The organism is Nocardia speluncae NBRC 108251 (assembly GCF_001613245.1).
GTDB classification, from domain to species: domain Bacteria; phylum Actinomycetota; class Actinomycetes; order Mycobacteriales; family Mycobacteriaceae; genus Nocardia; species Nocardia speluncae.
Genome location: NZ_BDBZ01000040.1, coordinates 35,103 through 59,897 on the forward strand (window position 1 = coordinate 35,103; position 24,795 = coordinate 59,897).

A 24,795-nucleotide genomic window follows, 5' to 3' on the forward strand; every position below is an offset into this window, starting at 1 on the left:
GGCAGCGCCTCTTCTGTTATCCAGGGCCCTGCTACCGGCCCAGTTGTTACCTACCGGCGTCCTGGTATGCCTTGACCGCGGCATCCAGCTCGTCCAGCGCCCGGCCGAAGTCCTCGAAGTTCCCGGTACGCATCGCGGTGCGGACCGCTTCGATCTTGCGGTCCAGCTCGGCCGCGGCCGCGCTCTGGGCCGCCGAACCCGTGGCCGGCGGCGGCGGAGCGGTCTCCCCGGTGGCACCGGCACCCTGGTCCTGGGGTTGCTGATCCGATTCGGCCGGGGGCGGCGCGGCACCGGGACTGGGCCGCGTGGCCGGATCGCCACCCGATGGTGTCGCCAGCGCACCGGCACCGGGCAGCACCTGATTCAGCGCGTCGGCGAGGGTCGACCCGTACCCGACCTTCACACTTCCGGCCTGGTCGCGGTAGCTCACCAGAACGCGCAGGAGCTGCGGGAAGGTCGCCGTGTTCTGACCGGTATTGCGCTCGTTGTAGAACGGCTCGACGTACAGGATCCCGCCGTCGGCGACCGGCAGCGTGAGCAGATTGCCGTATCTGATCTTGTTCGAGTTGGACAGCAGCGTCTTCTCCTGCGAGACCTGCGGCGCTGTCGTCATCGTGTTCTGCGTCTGCTGCGGACCCTGCGTCTGGGTATCGGTCGGCAATTGCAGGATCCTGAACTTGCCGTAGCCCTCCGGATCGGAGCGCACCGAGATATAGGACGACAGGAACTGCCGGTTGTAGCCGACCATCGCACTGGTCAGATTGAACGTCGGCTTACCGGTCTCCGGATCGCCCAGCAGCACGTAGTAGGGCGGCTGGCTCGCCGATACACCCTCCACCGTCGGATCTGCGGGCACCGACCAGAACGCGTTGTTGGTGAAGAACTCGCGCGGATCGTCCACGTGGTACTTGGTGAGCATCTCGCGCTGGACCTTGAACAGATCCTCCGGATAGCGGAAGTGCGCGCGCAGCTCGGGGCTGATCTCGCTCTCCGGGTTCACCGCATCGGGGAACACCCCGCGCCAGGCCTGCAGGACCGGATCGGAGGGGTCGGTCTCGTAGAGTTCGACGGTGCCGTCGTAGGCATCGACGGTGGCCTTCACCGAGTTGCGGATGTAGCTGACCTCCTTACGAGGCAGCAACCGGCCGGTGCGCTGGTCGATACTGTCCTCGAGCGCACCCTCCAACGACGTGGTCTGCGCGTAAGGGTAGCTGTCGAGCGTGGTGTAGGCGTCCACGATCCATTTGATCCGGCCGTCCACGACCGCGGGGTAGGCGTTGCCGTCCGGAGTGAGCCACGGCGCGACCTTCTCTACCCGCTCCCTCGGCGAACGGTTGTAGAGGATCTTCGAATCGCTGCCGATCGCCGAGGAGAACAAGATATTGCGTTCGGCGTACTTGGAGGCGAACGCCAGCCGGTTGAACCAGTTACCGATCGGCACCCCACCGGCACCGTCGTAGGTGAACCGGGCCTCATCGGAGTCGTACTCGCGGGGAGCCTGGTCCCCCTCTGCACCGACGATGGCGTAGTCGGGGTCGGACTGGGAGATGAGTTCGCCGTAATAGATGCGAGGCTGGTCGACCGGAATCTGCTGCTGATCCTTCGGAGTGAACAGATCGCTCACCATGAAGATCGGATAACCGGAGTCACTGCTGGTGCTGGCAGCGTTGGCATCCTCGGACTGCGGACGGTTCACCCGGTTCGCGGGCGCCGCGACGAAACCGTTCCCATGGGTATAGACGGTGTGCTTGTTGATCCAGTCGGTCTGGTTCCCGGTCAGGCTGGCCGGTGACAGTTCACGCGCGGCCACAATGTAATCCTGGATCTGACCGTTGAGCTCGTACCGGTCGATATCCAGGGCCTCGGGGAACCCATAGAAGTTCTTCAGCTGCCGCAGCTGGGTGAACGTCGGCGACAGGATGTTCGGGTCGAGCAGCCTGGCGTTGGCGATGGTGGCGTGGTCGACCGGTACGTCCGCCGGGTTCTTGCTGCTCTCCCCCTTGTAGGGGACATATTCGATCTGGTCGTCGGTGATGCCGTACGCGTTCCGGGTGGCGTCGATATTGCGTTCGATGTACTCGCGTTCCTTCTCCGCCGCGTTCGGGCGCACCGAGAACTGCTCGACCATCAGCGGCCACACCGCACCGACCAGCACCGACGAGAGCACCAGCAACGCCGCCGCCATCGCGGGCACTCGCAGGTCACGCAGCACGATCCCGGCGAAGAACGCGATCGCGCAGATGACCGCGATGGACAGCAAGATCAGCTTGGCCGGCAGTACCGCGTTGATATCGGTGAACGAACCACCGTTGAAGGTGGGTTCCTTACGGCTGCTCATCAACAGCTGATAACGGTCGAACCAGTATGCGACGGCCTTGAGCAACACGAAGGTCCCGGCCAGCGCCGCCAGCTGGATCCGTGCCGGAGTGGTGAGCACGCCCTCGCGACCGGTCAAGCGCAGTCCGCCGAAAATGTAGTGCGTCACCAGATTCGCGAAGAAAGCGATCACCACGGCGACGAACAGCCAGTTCAGCACCATCTGGTAGAACGGCAGATCGAAGGCGTAGAAACCGACGTCCAAACCGAACTGGGGATCGGTTTTGCCGAATGAACCGCCGTGCAGAAACAATTGGACGGTCACCCAGCTCGACTGGGCCACCAGCCCCGAGAGAATACCCAGCAGCGCCGGGATACCGAGACCGAACACCTTCAGTTTGCTCAGCACCGTCGTGCGGTAGCGCGCGATCGGATCACCGGCCCCCGAGGTCGGCACGAATACCGGCCGGGATCGGTAGGCCAGCAGCAATGCCAGCCAGACTATCGCGCCCACGACGACCGCGACCGCCAGGAAGATCGCGACCCTGGTCAGCAGAACGGTTAGGTAGACGCCACGGAAATCGACCTCCCCGAACCACAACCAGTTCGTGTATGTGTCGACGAGCCGTGGCCCTACCAACAGCAGTGCGGCCAGCACCACCGCAGCCACGAGCAGCAGACGGCTGCGCCGGGACAGCGAGGGTAAACCGGCTTGGGGGCGCATGCCCACGATGCCACTCTCCAGGGTCCGGCGGCGGGCGAACCGGTAGCGCCACCGGCCGCTGCACCGCAGTCCGAATTGTTGCGGTCGGGTCCGTACGGACCTTCAGCGCCCACTCTACGGAAAACGGACATCTTGGCGAACGCAGGGTTCGACCGGTGTCGCCGCGCAGGATGCGAGGATGGTCCGGTGAGCGACGACCTGCATGCCGAAATAGTCCTTGCCCGTTCCGTCCACGAGGTCGCCGAGTTCGTGGACGCCGAGGGCTGGGGCGCCGCGCCGCAGATGTTCGCCTTGGTGCGGACCGCGGATCTGGTGGTCGCCGAACCTACCCTCATAGACCAGATCGACACCGCGAACGAACTGACTCCGGTGGCGCAGGACCCACTCCCCGACGAAGTCACCGTCGGAACGATGCCGCTGGACGAATTCCTGGCCACCACGAGTTGGCCGCCCGCGGTCGCCGGGTGTGTCCTGGTGCAGGAGATCGTCGTCCTGCCCCCGGACGCCGAAGAAGATCTCGACGACGCGCTCACTCCGCTGCTGGCCGATGCCGACGCCGCGGACGCGGCCGGCCGGGCCGCCGCCCACGCACATCCGGGGCGACGCGACGCCCGCCTGTTCGCCGCCGCGCTACGGACCGGAAACAGTTTGTGCCTGCTGCAGCTACGGCCCGAGGACGAATCCGACGAGGACGGCGACCTGGATCTGCGGACCTATCCGGACCTCGCGCCGAATCTGGTCGAGGCGCTGCGCCATACGCTGGAGGACTCCGGAGACTGACCGCCGTGGGGCCCCGGGATCAGCCGCAGCTCGGGGCCTGCTCGCCCGCCGAGAGGTCTTGCAGCGCCTGTACCGCACCCGCCAGCGTCTCCACCCGGACCAGCCGCAGACCGTCCGGCACCCGCTGGATGGCCTCGCTGCAGTTGTCCGACGGCACCAGGAAGGTTTCGGCGCCGGCTTCCTGGGCGGCCATCATCTTGTACTGGATTCCGCCGATCGGACCGACGTTGCCGTCCCCGTCGATAGTGCCGGTGCCGGCGATGAACGCACCGCCGTCCAGATCACCCGGGCTCAACTTCTCGACCAGCGCCAGACTGAACATCAATCCGGCGGACGGCCCGCCGATATCGGGCAGGTAGAAATCGACCTGCATCGGCGGTGCCGCGGCCTCGGTGGGAGTGAGGCCCAGATACCCCTTGGTCTCGTCGTCGGGGCGCGCACCGAGGGTGACGTTCGCCGTCTGCTCGGCACCGTCGCGGCGGATGACCAGCGACAGTACCGTCCCCGGCGCGCTGTCGGAGACCGCGGTGACGACATCCTGCGGAGTGGATATCGGGGTGCCGTTCACGCTGACGATCTGGTCGCCCGGACGCAGCGCATCCTGGGATGGGCCACCTTCGGACACCCGGTGCACCAGCACCGCGGTGGGCAGGTTCAACTGACGCATCGCCGCGACTTCGGCGTTGCTCTCCGAGTTCGTGAACTCCTGCTCGTTGGACTTGTCCACTTCCTCGCGCGACACCCCCGGCGGGTACACCTCGGCCCGCGGCACGATGCCGTGCCGGCCGCTGACCCAGAACCCGAGAGCCTCGAACAGGGTGAGGCCGTCACGCATGGCGATCGTGGTCATATTCAGCTGGCCGGCGGTCCGGTCCACCTCGGCACCGGTCACCTCCACGACCTCGCGGCCCTCGAATTTCCCCAGCGTGTCATGGGTCGGCCCGGGTCCGAGAGCGACGAACGGCACGGTGTAGACGCTGCCGATCACACCGAGCAACAGGACGGGGACCAGGGCGACGAGGAGCGTGATGATCCGACGATTCACCCGGTCAACACTAGCGATCCGAACCCGCCCGAGGCCCGCAGGCACGCGCGAGCAGACCGCGCTCACCTATCTGTCTCAGGTGAGCGGCAGCCGGCCGGTCACGCCTGACGGGCGAGTGCCTGCTTCACATCGGCCAGCGACGGGTTCGTGGCCGTGGAGCCGTCGGCGAACTTCACGGTCGGCACCACATGGTTGCCGTTGTTCACACTGCCCACGAAATCCGCCGAGGCCGGATCCTGCTCGATATCGATCTCTACATAGCTGATCCCGGCCTCTTTCAGCTGGGTCTTCAACCGGCGGCAGTAACCGCACCAGGTGGTGGAGTACATGGTCAGGTCAGGTGTCGAATCACTCACGCAGAGAGCAACGCCGCCCCGGTCGCCGGTGTTCCGCACGGTGCCCTTCGATTTCTCGTCCTCCATCGAACGACCGCTGCGCAGCGGTACGCAGCGGGTCACCGTTCGACCCTGTACGGCCACCGTGTGGGGAGTCGGTACCCCCCCGGCTCGGTGACGCAGACCGGCGATACCGGTTACCACCAGCCGACCACGGCAGGACGCTCACCTCTGCAGCGCCGACCACCGGATCCTGTCCAGGCGCCGAACAGAGATACGTGGACCAGGCCGGGATGAACGACGGGGCGTGCGATTCCGAGGCCACCGGACCGCCTGTGCACAATGGACGCGTGGCCGCAGTCGATCTTTCCGCACTGGATCCGGATCAGGCCGCCGCTGTCCGCGCACCGCGGGGGCCGGTCTGTGTGCTCGCCGGGGCCGGGACAGGCAAGACGCGCACCATCATCTATCGCATCGCACACCTCGTGGCGGCCGGGCAGGTCCGCGCCGACCAGGTGCTGGCGGTCACCTTCACCGCGCGCGCCGCGGGCGAACTCCGTGGGCGTTTGCGCGACCTGGGCTTGGGTGCGGCGGCGAATACGGTCCAGGCTCGGACTTTTCACGCGGCGGCGCTGCGTCAGCTGCGCTATTTCTGGCCGCAGGTGGTGGGTGAGGTCCCGTGGCGCCTGCTCGACCGCAAGTTCCCGGTGGTCGCCCAGGCCGCGAACCGGGTGGGAGTCGCGTCGGGCACCGACAGCGTGAAGGATTTGCTGAGCGAGATCGAATGGGCGAAATCCGCACTGGTGGCACCCGAGGACTACGCGGCCGCGGCCGCAGCCCGGCAGCGTGATATCCCCTTCCCGGCGGCGCGTATCGGCGAGGTGTACGCGGCCTACGAAACGCTGAAGACCACACCGGAAGGCATGCTGCTCGATTTCGACGATCTGCTGCTGCACACCGCCGCGGCGCTCGAGGGCTATCCGGCGGTCGCCGACGTGTTCCGGGAACGCTACCGCTGCTTCGTCGTCGACGAATACCAGGATGTCACTCCCCTTCAGCAGCGCGTACTGGATGCCTGGCTCGGCGACCGGGACGACCTCACCGTGGTCGGCGACGCCAACCAGACCATCTATTCATTCACCGGCGCCCGCCCCACATACCTGCTGGATTTCTCCCGCCGCTACCCGGACGCGACGGTCGTGCGGCTGGAACGTGACTACCGCTCCACACCACAGGTGGTCGATCTGGCCAACCGGGTGATCGGGATGGCGAAGGGCCGGATAGCCGGAACCCGGCTGCAACTGATCGGCCAGCGCGACGACGGGCCGGAGCCCGCATTCGCCGAATACCCCGACCTGCGCGAAGAGGCCGCCGCGGTGGCACACCGCATCACCGATCTGCTGGCCGGCGGTACCCCCGCCGCGGAGATCGCCGTGCTGTACCGGATCAACGCCCAATCCGAGGCCTACGAACAGGCACTGACCGAACAGAGCATCGCCTATCAGGTTCGCGGCGGCGAGGGCTTCTTCCAGCGGCCGGAGGTCCGCCAAGCGGTCGAGGAACTACGCAGAACCGCGGTCCGCGACGATCTGCCCGCCGCATCACGTACCGGTGAGAATCTGGTCACCCTGGTCCGGGCGACGCTGGCCCCGATCGGACTCACCGCCGCGGCGCCGGCCGGGGCGCAGGCCCGGCAACGCTGGGAGTCGCTGATCGCGCTGGTGCGCCTCACCGAAGAGCTCACCGAACAGCATCCCGAACTGGATCCGGCCGGACTGCTACGCGAACTCGCCGCGCGCGCCGAGGCACGCCACCCACCGACTGTGCAGGGCGTGACCCTCGCTTCCCTGCACGCGGCCAAGGGGCTGGAATGGGACGCGGTATTCCTCGTCGGCCTGACCGACGGGACACTGCCGATCAGTTATGTCCTCAACGGCGACGGTTCGGTCGCCGACCCTGCCGCGCTCGAGGAAGAGCGTCGACTCCTCTACGTCGGGGTCACCCGGGCGCGGAGCCATCTGCGCTTGTCCTGGGCACTATCGCGGGGTGACGGGGATCGCCGCAGTCGCCGGCGCTCCCGGTTTCTCACCGGCCTGATCCCCGAGGAATCACCGGCGTCCCGCGTCGCTACACCGGCGCGGCCGGGAACAGAAGCGGCCCGTCCGGTCTGCCGGGTCTGCGGACGAGTGCTGATCGATTCGGAGACCGTGTTGCTGCGCCGATGCAAAGGGTGTGTGGGCGAACCGGATCTGGAACTGTTAGGGGCACTGCAGGATTGGCGCCGGGAGAAGGCGGCGGAACTCGCGGTGGACCCGCGCGGGATCCTCGGGGTGAACACGCTCACCGCAATTGCCGAACAGCTCCCCGAGGACGAGGCGGGGCTGGCAGCGCTCGGGGTCGGCGCGGCGAAGGTGCGCCGGTACGGCGCCGAGGTTCTGGCGATCATCAGGTCCCGGCGGCGTTCTCTCTCGCAGCCGTAGCGCGGTCGAGCACAAAACCGCAGGTAGAAAATAGGTTGTCGAGTCCGGTGAGATTGCCTTAAGGTGGGAATCGCGCTCGGGAGGGTACATCCACGCGCATCATCGGAATTTTCGGATCACGAGTACAGGAGGGAGGCAGAAGGATGAACAGCATGTCGAATTACGGAATCGCCACCGTAATCCCGAATACGCGGTTGTCAGCTGCTTCCCGGGGGGTCCTCGCTCTGCAGGGGACCGGTCCGTCCTGCATCGATCGTTTCGGTGCGCAGCCGCGCCTGCGCTATTCGCATGAGCCGAACTTCGTCGAACAGCAGGACCGGTCCGTCGCGATCTGGCACCCGGCAGCTGCATTCGCAGCCGCCGGCTCGCTCGCTATCGATCTCACCGCAGCAGCACCCGCAGTGGCCGATAAGGGAGCAGAAAGCCTCCGCAAAGGACATCACGCGACCGTGAACAGGCGGCCCCACCGCCGACCAGGTCCGGGGTAACACCCCGAATCTCCTGGCCACGGGTCGCATATGCGAAACCGTGGCCATTTTTTTGGCCTTCAGCTCACAAGGCAGCGGTTTCGCAGCACCGAACACCGAATCGCTGCACAACAAGCTGAAGGAGAACGACGTGGTCACCACCACCCAGAGTTGGCCGCAGGCCGCTACTGATGTGGCGTGTCGCACCCTGGCAACCGATCCCGAAACTCAGCCGCTGAGCACTCTGCCCTGCCGGGCGGGTGATCCGGATCTGTGGTTCGCCGAGAGCCCCGTCCAGTTGGAGCAGGCCAAGACGCTGTGCGCGTCCTGCCCGATCCGTAAGGGCTGCCTGAACGCTGCCATCGATCGGCGCGAGCCGTGGGGTGTCTGGGGCGGCGAGATCTTCGATCAGGGGGTCGTCATCGCCCGCAAGCGCCCGCGGGGCCGGCCGCGTAAGGTCGCCAGCTGTGTCTGACCGCGGCGGCGGTCATCCGCCCGCGGATTCGCGCCGACACAAGAAACGAGCCGCTCATCGCTTCGCCGATGAGCGGCTCGTTCGCTTTCAGGGGTGAAGTTTTCCGAAGGTGTGCTGATCGGCGTTGGGCCACAAGAGATTTCAGGCGGTGTCGCGTTCCTGGCGGAACCCCGGAAGCCAGCGGGAGGCCAGCTGCATGAAGGGCACCTCGGCATCGAGCTGGGCACAGATGCCGATCGAACCGCCCAGCACGCGGAAGATCATCACATATTCACCGGGCAGCATCATGGCTCGCGCGGTTTTCATCTCCGGCGAGGAGTAATCGGTGGCCTTACCCGCCACCCGCTGCATCCAGCGGCGGGTGAAATGGAACGATTCGGAGCGGATCGGGTCGGTGAACGGGCGCAGATAGTCCTCGATCTCCTGCTCGGTGAGGGTTTTACCGGGCAGCACCCAGCCGTTGGCGTGCAGTAGTTCGGTGAGCTCCCCGTATTCCTCGGCCACTGCCAGCGCGAGTATCCGTCCCAGGAGCTCGGGGAAACCACCCGGCATCGGGGCGCAGGCGCCGTAGTCGATCACCGCGAGCTTACCCTCGGGAGTGATCATGAAATTGCCCGGATGCGGGTCCGCGTGCAGCAGTCCGACGATTTCGGGCGAGGAGAAGTGGAAGCGCCCCATCAAACCGGCGACCCGGTTACGCAGGACGCGGGTGCCCTCGGGATCCGCGGCGCCTGCGGCGATGATGGCGGAAACCGATGTACCGTCGAGCCATTCGCTGACAATGACTTTCGGCGCGCTGGCGACCACCTTCGGCACCACGAATTCCGGGTGCCCGTCGTATGCCTTGCTGAAGGCGCGCTGATTCGCGGCCTCGTTCCGGTAGTCCAACTCTTCTTCGGTACGTTCGTTGATCTCGGCCAGCAGCGGTTTCACATCGGCACCGGGGATGACCTTCGCGAACAGGCCCGTCATCCGGTTCAGCGTCCGCAGATCCGCACGCAACGCCTCGTCCGCGCCGGGGTACTGGACCTTCACCGCGACCTGGCGGCCGTCCGACCACACCGCCTTGTGCACCTGACCGATACTGGCCGAGGCGGCCGGGGTGTCGTCGAACGATTCGAAACGTTTTCGCCAGTCGGTGCCCAGCTGCTGATCGAGAACTCGATGCACTGTGGCCGCGGGCATCGGCGGGGCCGCAGCCTGTAGTTTGGTGAGGGCCTCGCGGTAGTGCTCGCCGAATTCTTCGGGAACCGCGGCCTCCATCACACTCAGCGCCTGACCGAACTTCATCGCGCCGCCCTTGAGCTCACCGAGCACGGAGAACAGCTGCTCGGCCGCCTTCTGATTCATCTCGGTGTTGATCTCTTCGCGATCGCCCCCCGCGAGCTTGCGCCCGAAACCGACCGCGGCACGACCCGCCACACCGAGCGGAATCTTGGCTAACTTCGCATTGCGGGACATAGGCCGGCGCACGATCTCAGACACTCCACCATCATGGCCGACAGACCGGCGGATCTGCCACGGAAAACCGAAGAGAATTACCACAGCTACCACAAGTGTGAGTGTCATCACAGAACACCGGGGTTTTGCGATGCCAGGCAACCACACCGCTCGTGCGGGGTCCACGAACGGCGGCGCAGCTGCCGGGTGCCGAGGTCGAACTCCAACGTGCGGTTCAGCGTCTCCGGTGGCGAAACCGGGTCACAGGCGAGAATCGTCTCGAGTTCGCCGAGTGCCAGGGCGGCCACAGCGGCGATACCGGCAGGACTCGCATGCCCCGTCCGGCCGAGCAGCTGAGCGGCCAATCGCGGCCAATCGGCATCGCGATCGACTCTGGCGAAATCGGCGCAGCGCAGGCAGCTGGTGAATCCAGGCAGAACCAGCGGGCCGACGAGTCCTTTACCATCGCGCAGCCGGACCACCAGATGCGCGATCCGAGCCCTGAACAGCTCCCGGACCAGGCACGGATCGGGAATCAACGCATCGGCAAGCACGACCAGGTCCGCCGGAGCGACCGGGCCGGGCTGCCGGCCGCTCCGGTCGCGGGAGCGGGACGGCCGGATACCGAGCGCACACAGCCCGGAACTGATCGCGTCGGCGAGCGGGCCTGTCCCGTGGACACGGATGGTTCGGACACAACCTGCGGGACAGGAGGGATGTATCACCAGGCCCGCCGCATCGATCACCTCGAACAACCCGGTCGCACGCCCGGGATCGAGACCGAGCGAACGTGCCCGCCAGACGATCGCCGGCCGGCTGTTCAGCCCGTCGAGTAGGCGGAGAAATCCGAGGACCTGCTGGGTATCCAGGCCCGGGGCTTCGCACAGTACAGCGGTCTCGGGATCCCAGCCCAGTTGGACCTGGCCGGTCGAGCGCACCAGGATCGGTATCCGAGGATGCAGGAGAGGCCCGCGCGGCCGAAGCGTCGTCATGCCCGAAGTATGCGACGGCCGTTGCGGCGCAACAGGTTCCCGAAAGGGAGTTATCCACAGGCAAATGGCCTGTGGATAACTACGATCTTGCCAGCTGGCGAGCGGTTCGCGACACCACTCGAAGGTGCGTAGGAAATCGGTGCGAAACGAGCACACACCCGGGTCCGCCGCGGCATTTCACTGCGCTCCCGGGTCCCGAACGACAGCGACCGCCCGGCGACCGGATCAGCCCTTGCCCTTACCGGATTCGGGATTCTCCGGGCCGGATTCTTCTCCACCTCGCTCGGCGGGCGGATCCTGCGTCTCGTCTTTTTCGCTTCTACCGGCCTGTTCCCGCTCCGCGGCCTCGGTGGCGGCCAGCTGAGCCATCGGATCGTCGAATGCGCCGGCACCGCCGCCGATCACCGAATCGATGAAACCGGCGGGCGCATCGAGATCCGCGGCGTCGGGTAGCAGATCGGGATGAGCCCAGACACCGTCGCGGGCCGCGATACCGGCGTCGTCGGTCAAGCGCTGCCACAGCGTGGCGGCCTCCCGCAGCTTGCGGGGTCGCAGCTCGAGACCGACGAGGGTGGCGAAGGTTTGTTCGGCCGGACCACCGGTGGCGCGGCGGCGCCGCAGTGTCTCGGCCAGTGCGCCCGCACCGGGCAGACGCTCACCTACCGCCGCGCCGACCACAACCTGCACCCAGCCCTCGATCAGGGCCAGCAAGGTCTCCAGCCGGTCCAGGGCCTGTTTCTGCTCGGGGGTCGTCTGCGGTTCGAAACTGCCCTGGGACAGGATCTCCTCGAGTTTGCTCGGATCGGTCAGTGCCGAGGGGTCGAGATCACGGGCCGCCTCTTCGAGTGCGGAGAAATCCATGGTGATCCCGCGTGCGTAGTCCTCGACGGCGCCTAGGAGCTGCTGGCGCAACCACGGGACGTGGACGAACAGGCGCTGATGGGCGACCTCGCGGGCGGCGAGGAACACCATGATCTCGCTCTCCGGCTGTTCGAGCCCCTCACTGAACTCCGAGATCGCGGTGGGCAGCAGCGCGGCGGTGCCGGCCGGGCCCAGCGGCAAACCGATATCGGTTCCGGTCAGTACTTCCTTGGCGAGCTGGCCGAGTGCCTGCCCGAGCTGCGAACCGAAGGCGAGCCCACCCATCTGGCCGAGCATCCCCATCATGGGCCCGGCCATCTCGCGGGCTTCCTCGGGCAGCCCGGCGGTCCACATACCGGAGATCTGCTGCGCTACCGGATCACAGAGCCGCTGCCAGGTGGGCAGCGTTTTTTCGATCCAGTCGTTGGCGGTCCAGGCCACGGCGCTCGTCGCACCGGCCGGGAAGGTCGTCGCATCGTCGAGCCACAGTTCGGCGAGGTGCGCGGCATCGGTGACGGCGGTGACCGTACCGCTCGATACCGGAGGAACGGTCTGACCGAGCTGCTGGCGGGCAAGCCGTTTGGCTACGTCGTAGTTCACCGGACCGGAGCCGCCACCACCGGCCACACCCTGTCCCATACCGCTGAGCATCTGTCCGAGCGAGGTGAGCATCTGGCCCAGGGCCGCCGGATCGAAACCTGCCGCACCGCCACCGAGGCCGAACGGGTCGTTACCGCCACCCGGCTTGTCACCGCGGCCGCGGTCGTCGTCATCGCCGCCCTGGGAGAACCCGAATCCGAAATCGCTCATTACGCCTCACCCGCCGGTACGACGTCCGGGTGGTGTCCGGGGAGCGCGCGCGCACCGAGCGAACCGGCCGGCGCTTCGTGAAGCTGCATGTTCTCCATAGTAGGCGCGACGAACCGGCCGGTCCGCCACGACGGGGCGGCTTCGCGCTCGGTGAACACCCGCCCGGCCCGCAGACGTTCGCCGTGCGGCCGGGCGATGCCGTCGCTGTGCGGCCCCCGGTCCGCCGGGTGACCGCTTATTCCGCGGGCGAATCGGCACCGTCGGCGGCGACCCACGATTCCACGATGGTGCGGGCGATGGATACCGAGCCCGGCAGCAGCAGCTTCGGACCCGCGGCCGGAGCGGGGTCGATTCCAGCACCCGGCCGGGCCGGCCAGCCCCCGGACGCCAGTGCCGCGCGCACCTCGTCACGGGTGAACCAGCGGGCCTCGGCGATCTCACCGTCGGTGAAGACCAGCGGCTGCTCCGGATCGGCGAGCGCGGAGAAGCCGAGCATCAGCGACCGCGGGAACGGCCACGGCTGGCTGCCGAGATAGCGGATATCGCGGACCTCGAGCCCGACCTCCTCGCACATCTCCCGTTCGACGCAGCGTTCGAGCGATTCCCCGGCCTCGACAAACCCCGCCAGCAGCGAGAACATCGTCGCCGGCCAACTGTGCTGGCGAGCCAGCAGGACCCGGTCGCCGCCGTCGTGGATCAGGCAGATCACCGCCGGATCGGTGCGCGGGAAATCCTCCCGGCCGTCCTCGGTCACCCGGGACCACCCGGCCTTGGCGGGAATCATCGGACTACCGTCGGCGCCGTGGAAAGCCGCGCCGGCATGCCAGTTGATCAGGGCGAGCGCGGCGGAAAGCACTCCGGCGGTGAAATCGTCGATCCGGCTGTCGGCAAGCTGACGCAGGTCACGCAGTTCGCCGGCGAGTTCGCGATCACGGACAGCCCACAGGTGCACACCTTCGCGGACACCGAGAAACACCGCGTCCGGGCTCGGCCCGGCCGACAGTTCGGTGGCGGCTTCCCAGACCAGAGCCCCGGATTCATAGCGAACCGTACCGCGCCGCCCTATCCGTAACAGCCGGGCGGTGGCCCAGCCTTCCTCCAGCACCTGTGCGTCGCCGCGCAGATGGTCGGCGCGGTCGAGCGCCGAACGGGACAACAGGGGGATCTGGTTGAGCTCGAATACCGCCACGTCCCGAGAGTATCGCGGCGCGAACCGCGGGATATCCGGGTCAGCGTGCGCGACGGATATAGAGCAGTTTGTCCCCGGTTTCCAGGGCGTCGACAGCCGGTTCCCCCACCCGGATCAGCTCGCCGTCGCGCACCACACCGAGCACGATATCGCTGAGGTGGCGCGGCGATCCGCCGACCTCACCCGGCTCGACCTCGCGTTCGGCGACCGCGAAACCGTGTTCCGGAGTGAGCAGATCCTCCATCATCTCCACGACGCTGGGTGTAGTGGTCGCGATACCGAGCAGCCGGCCGGTGGTCTCCGAGGACACCACCACCGAATCGGCCCCGGACTGGCGCAGCAGATGGGTGTTCTCCGATTCCCGGATCGAGGCGACGATCTTCGCTTTCTTGGTGATCTCCCGGGCGCTCAGAGTGACCAGCACCGCGGTGTCGTCGCGGTTGGCGGCCACGATGACCGACGCCGCGTTCTGTACCCCCGCCAACCGCAGGACATCGGATTGCGTGGCCGTCCCGTGCACGGTGACCAGGCCCGCGGTGGCGGCGGCTTCGAGAGCCACCGCGTCGGTATCGACGACAACGATTTCGGCGGGCTGCACCCCGTCCCCGATCATGGCGTCGATTGCGGTACGGCCTTTGGTGCCGTACCCGACGACGACGGTGTGATTACGCACGGTGCGCCTCCAACGCTGGATCTTCAAGGCCTGGCGGGAACGTTCGGTGAGCACCGCCAGAGTGGTGCCGACCAGGACGATGAGAAACAGCACCCGCAGCGGTGTGATGACGAAGATATTCACCAACCGCGCTGAATCGGTGACCGGTGAGATATCGCCGTATCCGGTGGTGGACAGCGATACGGTCGCATAATAGAACGCGTCGAGCAGGTCCACCGAGCCGTCGGAACTGTCGTTGTAGCCGTCACGGCCGAGGTAGACGACGATCGCGGCGGTGCACAGCAGGCCGACCGCGAACAACACCCGGCGGGTCAGCGAAATCCACGGACTGCTCTGTGCCTCCGGGATGCGCAGCAACCCGACCAGCGCGAAATCCGGACGCTCGCCGCCGAGCCGCCCCCGCCCACCCAGCTGGGCGAACCGGGCACTGACCGGGGCTACCATCCGCTACCCCGGGGATTAGACACCCTCAGTCCCTCCGACACAGCTCGGGAGCCTACCCGCTCGCAGCGCGTCGGGCCGCCGTGCACGCTCGGTGGTCGATGGGCCGCCTTCGCCCGGATCCACGGATTACGGTGGATCTCATGGCAGACGACACACCTTCGGGTACCACCCCCGATCCCGGCCGTGCTCCCGCGCTGCGCCTGGCCGCGATCCTCCTGGGTGCCGGGGCCATGCATTTCGTGACTCCCGAACCGTTCGATTCCATCGTGCCGAAACAGTTGCCGGGGAAGGCGCGCTCCTATACGTATTGGTCCGGGGTGGCCGAAATCGGTGTCGGGACCGCACTGTTGGTCCCGCGGACCCGGCGGCTGGGCGGGCGACTCGCGGCCCTGCTGTTCATCGCTGTGTTCCCCGCCAATATCCAGTTCACAGCGGATTCGGTGGGCAACCCGAAAGCACCGTTCGCGCTCAAGGCGATCTCGCTGCTGCGCCTGCCCTTACAGGTGCCGTTGATCACCCAGGCTTTGGCGGTGGGTCGGCGGACACCGCGTCCCTGAACGGACACGCGCGCGACGCAGGTGCGCAACCGGGGCAGGCTCCGCCACCGGGACCGGAGGCAGAGCGACGCCGCGGTCCCGGCCTGCATCCTGACTGCGACCGCGCTCGGTCGGCCCGGGGCCTCGATTCGCTCGCCGGGACGTGGGCACGGGCGCGCACTGCCCGGCACGACACCGGGCATCCGGGTCGTCACTGCCGGGATTTCTCGTCCGGATAGCCGGCGCGTTCCGGTCCCGGTGTGTTCGTGAGTAGTTCGGTGAGTTCCGCGGGCCCGGGCAACCGGTCAGGAGAAACGGTCCGGCCCGTGTGCACATAATGGAAGGCCGCACCGACCCGTTTCAGCACCTGCTCTTCGGATTCCCCGGTCCGCGCAGCCAGCAGGCGCCCCCAGGCCAGGCGGTAGACGGCCAGCTGCATGGCGACGGCAGGTTCGTCGGCGGGACCGGGTTCGGCGCCGGTTTTCCAGTCGACGACGGTCCAGCCGTCGCCCGGTTCGGCGAAAACGGCGTCCATCCGGCCGCGGATCACGATCCCGGCGATGGTGGTTTCGAACGGCACTTCGATTTCCACCGGACGGCGTGCCGACCAGTGCGAGGACAAGAAGGCTTCCTGCATCCGGGCCAATTCCACATCTGCCGCGGCCCCGGCATCCACAGAGCCGGGCAGATCGTCGAGGCCGGGTAGCTGGTCGGTCGCGAACCAGCGCTGAACCCACGCGTGAAAAGCGGTGCCGCGGCGGGCCAGCGCATTCGGCGGGTACGGCAGCGGGCGGCGCAGCCGGGCAGCGAGCTTCCCCGGGTCGGCGCGCATTTCGACCAGCGCGGTAGCGGGGAGCTGGCTGGGCAGTTCCACATCGGTGACCGTGGCAGCCGTCGACCGGAATTCGGCGAGCAGGGCATCGACGTCGGCGATCCAGCCGTCCGGATCGTCATCCGGTTCCGGTTCCGATGTTCCGGAGACGAGTTCGGCCAGCGCGGCATCGACGAGGGCGGCACCGTCCTCGATATCGGCGCGACGGGCGCCCAGCGGGTCGCCGGGCCAGGGCGCGGTGTCGGGGGTCGTGGCCAGCGGGTTCGCTTCGCCTTCTCCGGGTTCGGGCGCCCAATTCGCGATCTCCATACCGCTGTCCGGTAACTCGGCGGCCGCCTTCACCTCGAGCAGGAACTCCGAGGGACCTTTCGGTTTGTCACCGGATTCGGGCCAGTGATGGGCGGAGACCAGCAGCACCCGTTCGGTTCTGGTCAGCGCTACATAGAAGAGCCGGCGATCCTCGTCCAGCCGGCGGCGCTGCAACGCCTTCTTGTGCGCGGCCAGGCAACGTTGCAGGTCGCCACGGTCGGCGCAGTCGGCGAGATCCAATACCGGTACCCCATCCGGCGAATCCGCGCCGGCGCGATCGCCACGCAGCGAGGTGGGCAGCTCGGCCAGCGCGCCCAGCCAGGTGTTCACCCCGCGGGTGGACGGGAACACCTCCTTGCACACATGGGGTACCGCCACCACCTCCCATTCCAGGCCCTTGGCCGCATGCACGGTGAGCACCTGGACGCGGTCCGGGGCGACCTCCACCTCCCCGGGCTCCAGTCCGTTCTCCACCGATTCCGCGGCCGCGAGAAACGCGAGCAACCCGCCGAGGCTCGCCCCGGAATCCGCGGCGTAACCGGCCACGACTTCGGCGAACGCATCCAGATGCTCGCGTCCGGCGCCGGCTCCGGTCAGGGCACGACGCGCCTGTGCCTCCACACCGACCCCGATAGTGCGCTCCACGTCGGCGACCAGCTCTGTCAGCGGCTGCCCGGCCCGTTCCCGCAGCGTTGCCAGTTCCCGGCCCAGCGTGGTGATCCGCCGATACCCGGCGGTCGAATAGCGTTGCGGCGGGCCGGGGTCGGCGATCGCATCGGCCGGGCCGGCACGTTCGGCGGGTTCCGGCGCCACCTCCCGCAGCGCTGCGGCCAGCGTGGTCGCATCGGTGATTTCGCCACCGGGGTCGTGCCCGATCGACAGTTCCCGGGCCCGCCGTGCCAGCGCGGCCAGATCGGCCACGCCGAGCCGCCAGCGGGCCCCGGTGAGGATCCGCACCGCCGCGCTGCCGGCGGCGGGGTCGGCGATGAGGCGCAGGGTCGCGACGATATCGGCGACCTCCGGCGTCGCCAGCAGCCCGCCGAGACCGACGATCTCCACCGGCAGTCCCTGCGCGCGTAGCTGTTCGGCGAGTTCGGCGGCATCGGCATTACGGCGGATCAGTACCGCCGAGGTGGGAGGTGGCCGCTGCGCTGCGCGGGCACGCGCCCATTCGGCGGCGATCCGCTCGGCGATCCAGCGGCGTTCGTCGGTCACGGTGGCGCACAGGGCGAGAGCGAGATCACCGGATGCGGCCTCGGGTTTGGCCCGCAGCGGATCCACCGTGACCCCGCCGCTCGCACGGGCCGCGGCACGCAGCGGCTCGGCGACCATATTCGCCAGGTTCAGCGCCTCCGGCGGGTTGCGCCAGCTGGTGAGCAGCGGCAGGACCGGCGCCGGATCGCCGGGTCCGCACGGGAAATCGGTGGTGAACCTGGGCAGGTTGGCCGCCGACGCGCCACGCCACCCGTAGATCGACTGCATAGGGTCACCGACCGCGGTCACCGCCGGTGCCTGCGGTGCGCTGCGCCGGGGGCCGCTGCGTTCGGCCGCGTACCCGGCGCCGAACAGCGCCGAGAGCAGGATGCGCTGCGCGTGACCGGTGTCCTGGTATTCGTCGAGCAGAACCAGCCGGAACCGCGCCCGCTCGGCATCGGCGACCTCGCGATGTTCGGCTGCGAGCCGCGCCGCCAGCGACATCTGGGCCCCGAAGTCGAGCGCGCCGCGCTGATACAGGGTTTCGCGTAGCTGCCGGACCAGTGGCAAGAGCGCGACCCGCTCCCGCTGCGCCCGCAGAATCGACAGCAGCTCCTTGTTCGGCCCACCTCGCTGGCGGGGCCCGGGGGGCAGCGTGTGGACCAGTTTCTCCAGCTCGGTATGCGCTTCGGACAGCTGTTCGGGTTCTACGAGATGTTCGGCGAGCTGCCCGGACAGCGCGAGAACTGCCTCGGTGACGGTCAGCGGTGCACGGTCGGTCTCCAGATCGCCGTCCCAGCTGCGCACCACCTGATGCGCGACCTGCCACAACTGGGTTTCGGTGAGCAGCGCCGCCGACGGTTCCACTGGCAGCAGCAACCCGTGTTCGCGCAGCAACCGGCCGGCGTAGGAGTGATAGGTACTGATCTCCGGTTCTGCGGCGGTCAGGGTGGTGCGCAGCTCCCCGGTCGGATCGAGGTCGCGGAGCAGGCGGGATCCGGCCAGCCGGGCCAGCCGGGTCCGGATCCGGGCGGTGAGCTGCTGGGCGGCCTTCCGGGTGAAGGTCAGGCCCAGCACTTCCTCCGGGGTGACGAGGCGGTTGGCCACCATCCAGACGACCCGCGCCGCCATGGTCTCGGTTTTACCGGCGCCGGCACCCGCCACCACCAGCGCCGGACCCGGTGCAGCGGCGATCACCGCGGCCTGTTCCGCGGTCGGCGGAGGCAGGCCGAGCGCATCGGCCAGCTGCCCCGGTGTGACCCGGGCGCTCACTCGTCGGTCACCTGACGTCCGGCGTCCTGAACCGGGCAGCTGTTCTTCACGGCGCAGTGGCGGCAGCCGTCGTTGCGGATCGCCAGGAAACCGGGGCCCGCCGTGGTGGCTGCGGCCGTGTGGATCGTATCCCGCCAGGTGTCGAGAGCTTCGGCGTCGAATGCCGGTTGGACCCTTTCCTTCGCGATACCGCTGGAAGCCGGCAGTCCGACATACACGAGCCGCGCACCGCCGGGCCCGGGGTCGGCTGTGGTCTCGTCGAGTGCGCCCGCTGCCGCCGCGACCTGGTAAGTCGCCAGCTGGGCGTGCTGGGCGGCATCGGCCTCGCTGACAAGGTTTTTCCCCGTTTTCACGTCCACGATCACGAAACGGCCGCGGTCGTCGCGTTCGAGACGGTCGATCCGGCCGCGGATCCGGACCGCAGGTTCCTCCTCGCCGCGGCCGGGCAGTTCGCAGTCGACCGGTACCTCGACACCGGCCTGGGTCAGTTCGGCTCGGGTACTGCGCACCCAGGCCACGAACGCGTCCAGCATCGCCTCGGTGCGGCGCAGTTCCTGCCGGGAATGCCAACTGGTTCCGGGATCGATACTCGTCCAGCTGCGGGCGAGTTCGGCGCGCACCCGGTCGAGCGGTACCCGGCCCGCCAGCGCCTGCACCAGGGTGTGCACCAAGGTTCCCTTCACCGCGTGCGGGTTCTCCCCGTCCGACCCGCCGTGCCGCTCCAGCGCCCAGCGCAGCGGGCAGGTGCGCAGCAACTCGACGGTCGACGGGGACAGCGCGATCGGCCCGTCGTCATCCCACAGGGTTTCGGTGGAGCTGAGGCCGGGCACGCCGTACCAGTCGCCGGGCGCGGTACCCGGTATCCCGGCCAGCGCCAGCCGGGCCAGCTGGGCGGCGGCGCGGCGGCGCCGTTCGGCACCGGAATCCGGATCGCAGACAACCGCGCGCAGTTCGGCCACCAACGCGTGCAGCGCCAGCACGCGGCCCGGCTCCGCGATCGGGAGTGCGCCGGGCTCACCGTCGGATTCGCCGCCGACCAGTTCGGCCAGAAACCGGGACGGCACCAGATCGCGCTCACCGGTAACCGATTCCACGGCCGTCACCAGCAGTGAGCGGCGAGCCCGGCTGCAGGCGAGGAACAACAGCCGCCGTTCCTCGGCCAGAATCGGCGCGGACCGGCTCACCCGCTCGGTGATACCGGCGATCTGATCCACCAGGTCCTCGGTGTGCAACAAGGTGCCGCGGGGACGTGGATCCGGCCAGATTCCCTCCTGAACCCCGGCGACCGCGACGACCTCCCATTCCCGCCCGGCCGCGGCATGCGCACTCAGCAGATCGACGGCCTCGTCCTGCCGCGACCGCGCCGCCCGATCCTGCGCGATCTGCTGCTGGGTGAGGTATTCCACGAACCCCTCGAGGGTCGCGCCCGGTAACCGGTCGGTGTAGGCGGCCGCCGCATCGAACAGCGCGACCGCCGCATCGAGATCGCGATCGGCCTGCATTCCCGCTGCCCCGCCGCGCTCCGACTGCGCCAGCCAGCGCTTCTCCAGCCGCGACCCGGTCCACAGCGCCCAGAGCACATCCTCGAGGCTGCCACCCTCATGCCGGACCCGGCGGGCACGGCCGAGCGCGCGCAACGCCCGGTTCAGCGGTGCGAGTTCGACTTCGGTGAGACCGGCGAGGATCCGCTCGTCCCCCGAACCCAGGAGCAGGTCGCGCAGGATATCCACCGACGGGCGATCGGAAATCTGTCCGCGATCGCCGGTGACGCCGGGGTCGCCGACGACAGGGCGGCCGTCCTCCGAAGTTGAACCGGTGCAGGTATTTCCGTCTCCGTCTTCGCTGCGGGCCGCCCGGCGGGTACCCCGAGGTGACTCGCTGGTACCGCCATAGTCGCGGCCTCCTGGGGTGGCACGGCGAGCCATCGTCTCGGCGCTGCCCGCGACCGGGTGCTCGGCCGGCCGCCGACGTTCCGGACCGAGGTGACCGGTCAGGTCGTCCTCGAGGGCGCCGCTATGGCCCGGTCCGAACCTGCCGAACCGGGCCGAGACCCCGCTCTCGTCCACCGGAGCCCGCTGTATGTCGTAGGCACTTGCCAGGCAGCCGGAGCTGTTGTCGCTGTCCGGGCCCTCCGGTGGCGATCCGCAGCCCTCTCCGGCGCCCGAGTGCTCTCGTGACGGCTCGACTCCGTCGTCTGTATCGGCGGGCGCCGGCTGCGGTCCGAACTCGTCGCGCTCCCGGCCCGCCGGCGCCCAGTGGCTGGCCGCTGTGGATGCCGTACCTGCGTCGGGCACATCCGGCGGAGAGCCGAACTCGTCGTCTTCGTCCGGGCGCTCCGGTGGGAGCCCGTCCCACGGGTCGCGGTAGGCGTGGTCCCCCTCGAGACCGAACCAGTCCGCGTCCTCGGCGTAGCGCACCGTGTCGTCGGCGCGGCGGTCCGCGTCACGGAAGAATTCGGGGCGCGGGAAGTCGTGCGGGCGCTGCGCCTGCGGCGATTCCGGGTCGGGGATCGGCGGCTCGTACTCCGGTTCGGCCGGCGCGTGTCCGGGTTCGGGTTCGGGTTCGGGTAGAACGTGTCCGGGTTCGGACGGGCCGGTTCCCGGTGCGGGTAGCGCATCCTCGGGTTCGGGCGGTTCGACCGCAGCATCGGCGGCTGCCGGCGTCGATCGGGTGAGTTCGAGGGTGGTGCGCCGGATTCCGCGGCGCAGACGGCGCATGGCGATCTGATCGGCGCCGCCGAGCGGGCCGCCCAGCAGGTCGAGCGCGTCGTCCGGTCCGAACAGTGATTCCGTGGATCCCGTACCCCGGCGGGCGGCTTCCCCGGCGATCACGGCGCGCAGCGAGAGCAGCATCCAGGCGGCCCCGCGGCGGCGCGCCAGGGGGGTATCGGTCGCTGGCTGCCGGACCGGGACTCCGGCAGCCAGCAGCGCTCGGCGCAAGGGCGGTAGCAGCAGCGGAACCGATCGCACGATCACCGCCATCTGCGACCACGGGACCCCGTCTGTGAGGTGGGCGCGGCGCAACTGGTCCGCGATGAGCGAGGCCTCCTTGGCCGGGCTGCCGAGCACCCGGACCCGGACCTGCGCGGCGGGCGCGGTATCCCCCGAATCCGATTCGCCGCGTTCCGCGGGACCCAGGTCGGTGAAGGTGGTGCGATGCGCGGCCCGGCCCGGCAGGCGCGAGGCGATACGCGCGGTCGCGGCGTGGATGGCCGGGCCCGCACGGTGGTTGGTGTGCAGGACGATCCGCCGCGCCGCCGGCACCTCGAGATCGGTCAGGGATCGGGCGTCGGCACCGCGGAAGGTGTAGACGGCCTGGTCGGGGTCGCCAGCGATCACCGTGGTTCCGGCGCCCTCGGCGAGGATCCGCACCAGCAGCGCGGCCTGCGGGTCCAGGTGCTGTGCGTCGTCGACCAGCAGGCAGCGCAACCGGGCGCGTTCGGCGGCGAGCAGCTCGGCGTCACCGGCCAGCGCATCGAGCGCGGCCCCCACCAGCTCCGCCGCGTTCAATGCCGGCGCCGAAGCCTCCGGCGCCGCCACCCCGACCGACCAGCGCAGCAACATCGCCTGTTCGTAGCGCAGCGCGAACCGGCCCGCCGCCTCCCAATCCGGCCGGTCCTGCTGCCGGCCCAGCTCCACCAGATCCTCCGGGCCGAGCCCGCGTTCGGTGGTGCGCAGCATCAGGTCGCGGAGTTCGTCGGCGAAGCCGTCCAGGCTCAGGGCGGGTTGCAGCCGCCGCGGCCACAGGTCGCGGGCGCCGGCAGCGATATCGGTGAGGTCGCCGCGCAGCATTTCACGCAGGACGGCGTCCTGTTCGGCGCCGGTGAGCAGCCGCGGCGGCGGGTTCCCGTGCCGTGCGGCCTGGCGGCGCAGAATCCCGAAAGCGTAGGAGTGGATCGTGCGGGCCAGCGGTTCACGCGTCGCGCCGGCTACCGAAGTTCCCGGGCCGGTATCGAGGTGCGCGGACCGGCCGATTCCGGCGAGCGAGACGGGATCGGCGCCGGCCGGAGCGCCGGAGCCGGACCCTGCCGCAGTGGTCGATTGCGGATCGTCGAGCGGGAACAGGGCGAGGTCGGCGCGACCGTGCGCGTCCGGACCGCAGTCGAAGACGGGGGCGCAGACGTCCCAGTGGGTCAGACGTTCGGTGAGGGCATCCCGGGCGGCGGCCGCCGCCTGTTTCGAGTGGGTGAGCAGCAACACCGATTCCGGATCGGCGCCGCCGGCGATCCGCGCCGCCGCCACATCGACCAGTAGCGCCGATTTTCCGGTGCCGGGCCCGCCGAGCACACGCCACAACCGGCCGGAACCGGATTGCGCTGGGGTTGCCGGGGCGGCGGCGAAGAGCGCGCGAATACCGGCGCCCCAGGTCCGAGCCCGGGGAGCCGATGTTCTCCGGCGCACCAGCCGCACCGGCCTATCCGAACGCACCACAACCGCTATTGCAACAGACGGGGCCGACACCGCCGATACCCCGTCGCACCCGCGGGCGCTGCGGGTCCGCTGGACGGCGATAAGAATGTCACCGTGTCCACACTTCATGTTCACCGATTCGGCCCGGTCACCGGCCCGCCGCTGCTGGCCCTGCACGGTCTCACCGGCCACGGCAGACGCTGGGCCGACCTGGCCGCCCGGTTGCTGCCCGATATCCGGGTCATCGCACCCGACCTGCGTGGACACGGACATTCCACCGCACTGCCGCCCTGGGATCTCGAAACGATCGTGGCGGATCTGGTGGCGCTGCTCACCGCGGAAACCGACGAACCGGTGGTGGTGGTCGCGCATTCCTTCGGTGGTGCATGCGCGCTGCAGCTGGCCGAACGCCGGCCCGACCTGGTCCGCGGCCTGGTACTGCTCGATCCGGCGGTCGCGCTCGACCCCACCTGGCTGCACGATATCGCCCTGGCCACCCTCGACTCCCCCGATTACACCGATACGGAGGAAGCCCGGATGGACAAGCTCGCCACCGGATGGGGCGCGGCCGAGCCGAGCCTGCTCCAGGCAGAACTCGACGACCATCTGGTTCCGATGCGCGACGGCCGGGTCGGCTGGCGGGTGAGCCTGCCGGCGTTGATCGCATACTGGAGTCAGCTCGCCCGCGAGCCCGCGCTACCGCCGACCGATATGCCGACAGTCCTGGTACGCGCCATCAGAGTGGACCCACCTTTTCTCTCCGCGCCGGTGCAGGCGGTGCTCGCCGAGCGGCTGGGCACACACCTGACCGTCGAGGAGTGGGACTGCGAACATATGGTCGCCCAGATCCTGCCGGAGCGGACCGCGGCGTTGGTCCGCGCGGCACTGGAGGGCCGCGATGGTCACCAGTGACGCACAGGTCGAACACGTCCGGGAATTGGTCGCTGCTATACCGCCGGGCCGGGTCGCCACCTACGGCGATATCGCCGCCGCGGTGGGTTTGTCGACACCGCGCACTGTCGGCTGGATCATGCGCACCGATTCCGGCGACCTGCCCTGGCACCGGGTGCTCGGCGTCTCCGGAAAACCCGCCGGTCATCTGGCCGAACGGCAGCTGCGACTGCTCGCCGCCGAGGGCGTCCCCATTTCCGACGGCCGGGTCGACCTCCGGACCGCGCGCCACCGATTCGGCTGAGCCGGTGAAGTGGTCCT

At 68.7% G+C, this 24,795-nt stretch carries 16 protein-coding genes; 6 read left to right on the forward strand and 10 right to left on the reverse strand.

Translation table 11 applies throughout. The annotated features are described in order from the left end of the window. Positions 1–46: 46 nt before the first annotated feature. Positions 47–3,046: a UPF0182 family protein gene (locus NS6_RS29865; protein ID WP_068048954.1), complete on the reverse strand. Its 3,000-nt coding sequence runs from the start codon at positions 3,044–3,046 to the stop codon at positions 47–49. A gap of 180 nt (positions 3,047–3,226) precedes the next feature. Between NS6_RS29865 and NS6_RS29870 the strand changes: the two genes are divergently transcribed. Then, positions 3,227–3,820: a PPA1309 family protein gene (locus tag NS6_RS29870; protein ID WP_068048957.1), complete on the forward strand. Its 594-nt coding sequence runs from the start codon at positions 3,227–3,229 to the stop codon at positions 3,818–3,820. 19 nt (positions 3,821–3,839) lie between these two features. Here NS6_RS29870 and NS6_RS29875 read toward each other — a convergent pair whose 3' ends face one another. Both NS6_RS29875 and NS6_RS29880 read right to left on the reverse strand, forming a co-directional pair. Then, on the reverse strand, positions 3,840–4,865 hold the full coding sequence (locus tag NS6_RS29875) for a YlbL family protein (protein ID WP_084471538.1): 1,026 nt from the start codon (positions 4,863–4,865) through the stop codon (positions 3,840–3,842). Between the two features lie 98 nt (positions 4,866–4,963). Further along, positions 4,964–5,194, reverse strand: coding sequence for a mycoredoxin (locus tag NS6_RS29880; RefSeq protein ID WP_068049104.1), 231 nt, complete (start codon positions 5,192–5,194; stop codon positions 4,964–4,966). Between the two features lie 299 nt (positions 5,195–5,493). Between NS6_RS29880 and NS6_RS29885 the strand changes: the two genes are divergently transcribed. Both NS6_RS29885 and NS6_RS29895 read left to right on the forward strand, forming a co-directional pair. Beyond that, positions 5,494–7,680: an ATP-dependent DNA helicase UvrD2 gene (locus NS6_RS29885; RefSeq protein ID WP_084471545.1), complete on the forward strand. Its 2,187-nt coding sequence runs from the start codon at positions 5,494–5,496 to the stop codon at positions 7,678–7,680. 660 nt (positions 7,681–8,340) lie between these two features. Continuing rightward, a complete protein-coding gene (locus NS6_RS29895; protein WP_068049110.1) occupies positions 8,341–8,622 on the forward strand; it encodes a WhiB family transcriptional regulator in 282 nt (93 codons plus the stop codon). Positions 8,623–8,763: 141 nt separating this feature from the next. Here the strand turns inward: NS6_RS29895 and NS6_RS29900 are convergent, their stop codons facing one another. From NS6_RS29900 to NS6_RS29925, 5 genes are all read right to left on the reverse strand, one after another. Further along, entirely contained in the window at positions 8,764–10,107 is a 1,344-nt protein-coding gene (locus NS6_RS29900; RefSeq protein WP_068049113.1) for an ABC1 kinase family protein, read from the reverse strand. Between the two features lie 83 nt (positions 10,108–10,190). Continuing rightward, positions 10,191–11,054, reverse strand: coding sequence for a hypothetical protein (locus NS6_RS29905; protein ID WP_068048962.1), 864 nt, complete (start codon positions 11,052–11,054; stop codon positions 10,191–10,193). A gap of 225 nt (positions 11,055–11,279) precedes the next feature. Beyond that, the gene (locus tag NS6_RS29910; protein WP_068048965.1) at positions 11,280–12,725 is read right to left on the reverse strand and encodes a zinc-dependent metalloprotease; all 1,446 of its coding nucleotides are present in this window, start codon (positions 12,723–12,725) and stop codon (positions 11,280–11,282) included. Positions 12,726–12,960: 235 nt separating this feature from the next. Next, positions 12,961–13,914 (reverse strand): NAD(+) diphosphatase, encoded by a 954-nt coding sequence (gene nudC, locus NS6_RS29920; RefSeq protein ID WP_068048972.1) that lies wholly within the window; start codon positions 13,912–13,914, stop codon positions 12,961–12,963. A 40-nt stretch (positions 13,915–13,954) separates the two neighbouring features. Further along, on the reverse strand, positions 13,955–15,031 hold the full coding sequence (locus NS6_RS29925; protein WP_068048974.1) for a potassium channel family protein: 1,077 nt from the start codon (positions 15,029–15,031) through the stop codon (positions 13,955–13,957). Positions 15,032–15,171: 140 nt separating this feature from the next. Between NS6_RS29925 and NS6_RS29930 the strand changes: the two genes are divergently transcribed. Continuing rightward, on the forward strand, positions 15,172–15,588 hold the full coding sequence (locus NS6_RS29930) for a DoxX family protein (protein ID WP_068049116.1): 417 nt from the start codon (positions 15,172–15,174) through the stop codon (positions 15,586–15,588). A gap of 190 nt (positions 15,589–15,778) precedes the next feature. Here NS6_RS29930 and NS6_RS29935 read toward each other — a convergent pair whose 3' ends face one another. Together NS6_RS29935 and NS6_RS34375 are read right to left on the reverse strand one after the other, a co-directional pair. Further along, positions 15,779–19,174: an ATP-dependent helicase gene (locus tag NS6_RS29935; protein WP_068048977.1), complete on the reverse strand. Its 3,396-nt coding sequence runs from the start codon at positions 19,172–19,174 to the stop codon at positions 15,779–15,781. After that, the gene (locus NS6_RS34375; RefSeq protein ID WP_245669565.1) at positions 19,171–23,604 is read right to left on the reverse strand and encodes a PD-(D/E)XK nuclease family protein; all 4,434 of its coding nucleotides are present in this window, start codon (positions 23,602–23,604) and stop codon (positions 19,171–19,173) included. The genes NS6_RS29935 and NS6_RS34375 overlap by 4 nt, the downstream gene beginning before the upstream one ends. 93 nt (positions 23,605–23,697) lie before the next feature. Here NS6_RS34375 and NS6_RS29950 point away from each other — a divergent pair, with 93 nt between their 5' ends. Both NS6_RS29950 and NS6_RS29955 read left to right on the forward strand, forming a co-directional pair. Then, complete coding sequence (locus NS6_RS29950) at positions 23,698–24,495, forward strand: alpha/beta hydrolase (protein WP_068048980.1); 798 nt, start codon at positions 23,698–23,700, stop codon at positions 24,493–24,495. After that, on the forward strand, positions 24,482–24,778 hold the full coding sequence (locus NS6_RS29955) for an MGMT family protein (RefSeq protein ID WP_068048983.1): 297 nt from the start codon (positions 24,482–24,484) through the stop codon (positions 24,776–24,778). Before NS6_RS29950 ends, NS6_RS29955 begins: the two co-directional genes overlap by 14 nt. The last annotated feature ends 17 nt before the right edge of the window (positions 24,779–24,795 follow it).

What these genes read in the sequence shown, in the direction of transcription:
- NS6_RS29905 (WP_068048962.1), bottom strand. Translation starts at nt 11,054, where the DNA reads ATGACGACGCTTCGGCCGCGCGGGCCTCTCCTGCATCCTCGGATACCG.
- NS6_RS29885 (WP_084471545.1), top strand. Translation starts at nt 5,494, where the DNA reads ATGAACGACGGGGCGTGCGATTCCGAGGCCACCGGACCGCCTGTGCAC.
- NS6_RS29955 (WP_068048983.1), top strand. Translation starts at nt 24,482, where the DNA reads ATGGTCACCAGTGACGCACAGGTCGAACACGTCCGGGAATTGGTCGCT.
- NS6_RS29925 (WP_068048974.1), bottom strand. Translation starts at nt 15,031, where the DNA reads ATGGTAGCCCCGGTCAGTGCCCGGTTCGCCCAGCTGGGTGGGCGGGGG.
- NS6_RS29930 (WP_068049116.1), top strand. Translation starts at nt 15,172, where the DNA reads ATGGCAGACGACACACCTTCGGGTACCACCCCCGATCCCGGCCGTGCT.
- NS6_RS29910 (WP_068048965.1), bottom strand. Translation starts at nt 12,725, where the DNA reads ATGAGCGATTTCGGATTCGGGTTCTCCCAGGGCGGCGATGACGACGAC.
- NS6_RS29880 (WP_068049104.1), bottom strand. Translation starts at nt 5,194, where the DNA reads ATGTACTCCACCACCTGGTGCGGTTACTGCCGCCGGTTGAAGACCCAG.